At 63.7% G+C, this 5,928-nt stretch carries 8 protein-coding genes; 4 read left to right on the top strand and 4 right to left on the bottom strand.

Features of this window, described 5'->3' with window-relative positions:
* Positions 1 to 365 precede the first annotated feature (365 nt).
* The 4 genes from EET13_RS29460 to EET13_RS29445 all read left to right on the top strand — a co-directional run bounded on the left by EET13_RS29460 (position 366) and on the right by EET13_RS29445 (position 1,912).
* Positions 366 to 545, top strand: coding sequence for a hypothetical protein (locus EET13_RS29460; protein ID WP_122445540.1), 180 nt, complete (start codon positions 366 to 368; stop codon positions 543 to 545).
* Positions 546 to 621: 76 nt separating this feature from the next.
* Complete coding sequence (locus EET13_RS29455; RefSeq protein WP_122445539.1) at positions 622 to 1,197, top strand: hypothetical protein; 576 nt, start codon at positions 622 to 624, stop codon at positions 1,195 to 1,197.
* On the top strand, positions 1,194 to 1,544 hold the full coding sequence (locus tag EET13_RS29450) for a hypothetical protein (RefSeq protein WP_136623317.1): 351 nt from the start codon (positions 1,194 to 1,196) through the stop codon (positions 1,542 to 1,544). Before EET13_RS29455 ends, EET13_RS29450 begins: the two co-directional genes overlap by 4 nt.
* A gap of 14 nt (positions 1,545 to 1,558) precedes the next feature.
* Positions 1,559 to 1,912, top strand: coding sequence for an excalibur calcium-binding domain-containing protein (locus EET13_RS29445; RefSeq protein ID WP_244604194.1), 354 nt, complete (start codon positions 1,559 to 1,561; stop codon positions 1,910 to 1,912).
* A gap of 284 nt (positions 1,913 to 2,196) precedes the next feature.
* Here EET13_RS29445 and EET13_RS29440 read toward each other — a convergent pair whose 3' ends face one another.
* From EET13_RS29440 to EET13_RS31065, 4 genes are all read right to left on the bottom strand, one after another.
* Entirely contained in the window at positions 2,197 to 3,063 is an 867-nt protein-coding gene (locus tag EET13_RS29440) for a hypothetical protein (protein WP_136623316.1), read from the bottom strand.
* Positions 3,064 to 3,489: 426 nt separating this feature from the next.
* Positions 3,490 to 4,203: a hypothetical protein gene (locus tag EET13_RS29430; RefSeq protein WP_136623315.1), complete on the bottom strand. Its 714-nt coding sequence runs from the start codon at positions 4,201 to 4,203 to the stop codon at positions 3,490 to 3,492.
* Positions 4,204 to 4,300: 97 nt separating this feature from the next.
* Positions 4,301 to 5,518, bottom strand: a complete 1,218-nt coding sequence (locus EET13_RS29425) for a hypothetical protein (protein WP_122445533.1) — start codon at positions 5,516 to 5,518, stop codon at positions 4,301 to 4,303.
* A 224-nt stretch (positions 5,519 to 5,742) separates the two neighbouring features.
* Positions 5,743 to 5,928: hypothetical protein (locus EET13_RS31065; RefSeq protein ID WP_211189168.1), on the bottom strand; the 186-nt coding region annotated here is incomplete at its 5' end.

Below are 5,928 nucleotides of genomic sequence, written 5' to 3'. Positions count from 1 at the left end.
GATCGAACGGGCAAACGAAGAGACCACCGACGCAACGCGCCGGTGGTCCCATAACTGGCAATCCAGGTGGTCCCATCACCCTGGCAAAAATCAGGTCACACTGGTCCCAAGCTCATGGCAAACGACAAGGGCATTTATGCAGTTCAGTGCGGGTCGGGCGTTCGGGTGGTTGCGTCGCGTTCCACCGATTCGAGGTGGTTTCGCAGAGTTTTGTTCCCAAAATTGTTCCCAATTTGAGCGGTTGAACGCCCCTCCATGTGTCGACCCGGTCCGTTAGCCTGCGATCTGGCTTGCTCTTCGAGGGCGGGCCCGAAGTCGCTTACCCACTCCATCAGTCTCCCTGGCGATCCCCAGGCGATGAACCTGTGCGGGTCACGCCCGGCATTCAAGACTTCGGCGGCGGCAGGCGGGCTGACATGATCGGGGTTTCCCAGAACGGCGGAGACCACAACGGCTACGGGATGATCTGCGTCACCGCAGAGGCCGCCCGGGCTCTGGCCACCGCTCTCATCAAGGCCGCCGCCTGGTGCGACGAGCAGTTTTAAGCAACACGTCCGACGACGAATAAGTGGTTCCGCAGTTTTTCTGCGGAGCGTTGGACCCCGGAGTACGGTCTGGCGCGTGGTGCGGATCGGAGTGGGTGGGCGCGCGTTCGGCGTCCGCGGCGGAATCTCAAACAGGGGCATCGGGGTCGGGGTCGGCCCCATTTCGGCCGGCACCTCCTGGGGCGGCGGCCGGCGCCGATCGCGTGGACGCCGCAGCCGCGGCGGATCATCGAGCGGGGGCGAGGGCATCATGCTCGTTGGATTCGTGCTCGTGCTCATCGCGGCCATCTCTCCCTACCTTCTCGGAACCTACATCGCCGTCCAGCTCGGCGCCGCGAACCCGTCAACCGCCCGCAGCACGACCGGCTGGGTGCTCGAACTCGTCACGGTCATCGCCCTGATCGCCGGTATCTGGGCGTTCTCGGCCCGCAGCCTCGCGCAGGCACGCGAGCACAAGCGCCAGTTGATTGCGCTGGCCGAGGCCCAAGCACGCGAGGAAGCCCGGGAGCATGCCAAGCTGGTCGCTTCCGGCGTGGTTTACCCTGCGCGCCACGTCAATTCCACGGTGTACCGGCACGGTGCTTGCACGATCAATCACCGCTCCACCGGCGCCGCCGAGAAATGCCGACTTAGAAGCGGTTCCCACCGATGAAGCGTCTCATTGCCCCAACGTTCATGGCCGCTGCGATGCTGTGGTTGTGCGCAGCCCCGGTCGCGAGTGCGATCACCGGTGATGAGTTGTGCAAGGCGATGCACTGGCCGATGCCATTATCCGCGACCGTGGGCTGGTCGCTGGTGCGCTTGAGCAACGATTCGATCCTGTCGTGCTTCGACAACGTCACAGCGATAGCGCCCGACGGCCACGACGCGATGAACGACCCCGCCAGCCAGGCTTACACGTGGAAAGTCACCAGCATGACCCCGGCAGCGGGCACGCTGGTCCCGATGGACCAGAAGATCGCGTTGACCGTGGTCCGCGACCCCAACGCCCCGTCGTAAGCCGAAAGTGCCTCATGCCCAGCGTCGTTCAGCGCCTCACCCGTCGGCTACGACTTAGCCAGGCGGCGCGCGACAGACTGATGCGAGTGCTGTTTTGGGCATTGATCGCGATCATTGTGATCAGCGTCGTGATCATCATTTGGTCGCTGGCGAAGGAAGGCCATCTGTCTCCCCCAAGGCCCCGCTACCCGGTCACCCACTCGTCGGGCAACCCCAGCCCGAGCCCAACCAACTCCGTCTACTACAAGAACTGCGACGACGCCCGCGCAGACGGCCGCTCGGACATTCCCGAAGGCGACCCGGCCTACCGGCCAGGACTCGACCACAACCACGGCGGCATTGCTTGCGAGTCCCCCAAACCACGATGAGTCCACACTGAACAGCCGGGTGTAACCCGGCGCCGCCTGACGAGTTCCAATCAGGATGTGGACTGCCCCTGCTCTCCTCAGGGGCAGCCCGCTTCGTTGCAGGGCACAGGGGGCGCCAGCCGGCGGGAATCTGCACAAGGCATGTGCATTGCACAAGCCTTGTGCAATTACATTGCAGCGCAATCTATTTCGCTTGCCAAAGGTCCTGGAGAGAGGAAACTATAACTAGTGCTCCACTGCAGTCTTGCCCCACGAAAGGAAATACTCTGGTAAGCGATTCAGGGTTAGGGACGCCGATTCAGTCGCCGCTGCGCCTCTTCGGGGTCGAAAATATATTCTCCGCCGTCTCGAGCCCACGCCATCAATCTCTCGATCTGGTACCGGGTGTCGATCCCGTTGACCAGCATCGGCCACGCAAACGGCGGTTCAACGCCATCGCCGGGCAAGGTGTAGACGCGATCTTCAGGTGGGTACTTCGTGGTGTTTTCTCCGGGCGCCGGGACGAAGGACACGTGGCAGAACGGGCTCACCGTTCCTATCGCGCCGTCGACACGGGTCGCCCTGGCCCGTCGCTCGTCCGCCTGTGCGACGCGCCGATTCACCTTGGCGAGCATGTTCATGTGTTCGCGAGCATGGCGAGGTTTCACCTTGAGCTGGCTCTTGATGACCTCAAAGCGTTTCTCAGCTTCGGCTTTAGCGGCGGGGGCGCCGCTGGCAAAGCCGCGTGGTTCGGGCAACTCTTCCATCGTGTATCCGAAGTCGCGCGAGATGTATCCGGATGGGCGCTGGTTCGTGAAGCCGCCAAAGCCGCGCCGGCCGTTGCCGTCCATCACGTTCACGGTGACGATCAGGTGCCGACGGTACGTCTCAAAATCCCTCTTGAGGCGTGAATGCAGGTGGGCCATCGACACATCAAACACTTCGGTGTGCCCGCGCATCGTTTCCATCAGCCAGTCGCCCACCGGAGTGCCGTCCTTCAGCGCGGCGATTCCAGTGAACGCGATCAGGGCTTTGAGGTCGCCGGGGTAGTGCACGGTCAGGTGCTTCACCCGCTCGTCGTCGATAAATATGCCGGTATCGGCATCCGTCGTTCGATAGTCGGCGCACAGATACATGCCCTCGGGCTTATTCATGTTCAACAGCGACGTCACGGAAAAAAGCGTATCGACCAATACCGACACGAACGGTGACGAACACACCCGGACGCGGGACGACCCAGACGCGAATAACCGTCAAAATGGCGTCAAAACCCCCCGGGGGTACATGGCCCAGCAGCGGAAAATCGCCTCCGACCTGCGTCGGGCTGACAAGGCGTCGGGCTGACAGGATTTTGAACCTGCGACCACTTGACCCCCAGGCGCACATCGGATGAATTTGATTGTCTCGCAATGGATCTTGATGGCAGTTGACCAGAGCAAACCGTCGCCTCGCGTCTCGGGCTAACTCCGGCGATAGACCCCCAGCTGTGACAACCGTGTGACAGGCCATCGCTGGCGTCATATGGTGCAGTAGTGCTTGCCTCCTTTGCTACTGCGGGCCCGCGATCGGCGCTAGTGCGATGATCGGCGTTGTGCCGGTTAGACATTCACGTCGTCTTCGTATGGCGCGTCGGGGGCAATGGGCAGGACCTCGAGCACGTCAGATGCGCACAGTTCGTCGACGAGTTCTCTTGATCCCCCGATGAAGGTCGAGTCGTCGTCGACCTCGGTGCCCACGCACCAGGCGTGATCGGCAGGCCAGAAAAAATGTGGCGACTTGGGTCTGAAGCACGTCTCGTGGACCCATCGTCCGATCCGCACGGCCTCGCCCACGTGGCCTTCGAACAGGTAGTAGCCATGGCGTCCGGGCAACCTGAACCTTGGCCCTCGCAAGTCGAGTTGCCAGTCGGCGGGCGCGGGCCCCGGCGGCGCAGGCTTGGGACCGGGACCACGGTATGAGGTGATAAACGAGCCTGGAAGCGGTTCACCCAGTGCGCCGCAGCCTTCCCAGACCGCGAAGTAGCACGTCTGCGGGGTCGTCGTGTGGACGGTGAGAACTGCGCAGAGTGCCTCGAGCGCCCAGGTGTTGAGTTCTCCCCAGTGCGAGTTGCCGGGGCGATTACGGCCCTGCAGTCGCGGATCGTTCGGGTTGAACGGTCCTCGCCCACGGATCTTGTCCCATTGGACCGACGGGTGCATGACGCGGCCGTTGGCGCGGGCCACCTCGGCCCACGTCGGCCCGCCAGGCTCCTCAGCAAGCGGATGGAACAACCGGGCATACGCCTCAACCCCCGAGCCCACTATGTTGGTCACCCAGTCCGGACCCCAGAGGTCGACCCGGTCGGTCAGCCATCGAGCCGGCTCGGCTGAAGCGGCCGGTCGGGGAGGACGCCTATCCATGTTCACGTTGTCAGTCTCCTTGGCTGGCACTCGGGGCGGGCCTGAGACTGGCTGCCATTGTTGCGATTTGGTCAGCTGAGAGGTCGTTTGAGATCAGGTATGCGAACGTCCCGTCACGTTCGAGGCGCACCTCGACTTCACCCCATTCGGTGGTTCTGACCCCGACCACCGTTCTATCGCGGGCCACGACTTGCCAGTTCTCGTCGTTGATCCCCGTCCCGTGCTCAAACGCAGCACGGTCAGCCGCAGCAGTCTGCCAGATCGCGAGGCTCTGCTGACCGTCAGCGGAGCGGTAGGTCAGCGAGAGCCGCGCCGGCGATGGCGGCCGCTTGACGGCTTTGACGAACATGCAGCGCATGTGCCAGCCGGCGAGCGCGCGCTCGGGCAGCAGAACGGTGAACGGGGCGCGTTGCTGGGCTTCAGTCAGTGACACGGACTCCTGTAGGCGCTGGGTGTCTCGGACAGTTTGAATCTCTTCGCCCTCGGGTGCCACGAAGTGGAAGGTCTCGGCGGGGATCGGCTCGTCGAAGCAGATTGCGAGCGTGGTGATCTTGAAAAACGGTTGCTCGTCGCGGATCGCACTGACAGCTAGTGGCACTCCGCGTTCCCGATCGATCTCAAACTTGTAGTGCTGGGCGCCGATACCCAGTAGGCCGTAGTTGAAGAACCCCGCATGGCGGTACACACGCGGGAGCAAGATCGCATGAGTTGTGACAGTGCCTCTGCCCGCAACCTCGGAGCGCCCGCTCACCCAAAAACTCAGGAAGCCCAGCAACGGTGTCGGATTGAGCATGAACCTAAGCTGCTGGCCGATGCCGCTTTCCACACGCGGATCATCCTGATTGCACCTGGCCCCGAACTGCTCGCTCCACGACCACCACAGCGGGCCGTCCGCGACGCCGTAATTGCCGTCCTGATGGCCCCCGTGATGTTCTTCGCGCAATCGCGGGCCATCGCGCCAAATACGTACCGTCTCGTGGGTTTCGGGGGGCGGAGGGGGCGGCGGCGGATCTTCACGGCCGGCGACCGGGCGTGCGATCACAAAACTGACCCCCTCACCGCAACGCTTGCGCTCCTCGACCTCGGCGCGCTGTGCGTCGTGCGAGCGCTGGGTGTGGCGCCAGATGCGGTACGTCGCTCGGACGGTGCGAAACGAGTCAGCAGCACCGCTCAACAACGCAAGCAGCGCACCAAGCTCGACCTCATCGCCCGCCGTTTCTTCGGACATGGGATCACACTAGACCGCGGATGGACGCGGCCGATTTCGACGAAAAGGCCAGCGAGGACGCGTGAAGGAGCGACAGGCAGCTGTCGGGAACCAATTCGTACGCTCACCCGCATGAGCAACTCCGACGGCATGAATCGGGCCACCCGATGTCGGGCCGTCAGAGAAGCCCGCCGCGCAGACCCCCGTATCCCCGCGGTCACGCGCCGCTGCCGGCCGCAGCCCTATCACTGATCAGCCTTTGGAAACTCAAGCTGGTTGCCCGGGCGCGCCGCTCTTCCCGAAGAAGACGTATGGGAACCCCGCCCAGGCGGGGCCGCCTCGTCCCCCAGCCCCTGGCGGATCGCCAGCACCGCCATCCCCTCCGCCGCCGCCGACGCCGACGCCAGCGTGATCGGCGGGCACGGCGGGGT

Origin of the sequence: Mycobacterium attenuatum, assembly GCF_900566085.1 — a bacterium.
In the GTDB taxonomy this organism is placed as follows: Bacteria; Actinomycetota; Actinomycetes; order Mycobacteriales; family Mycobacteriaceae; genus Mycobacterium; species Mycobacterium attenuatum.
This window is presented reverse-complemented; position numbering and strand designations above follow the sequence as displayed.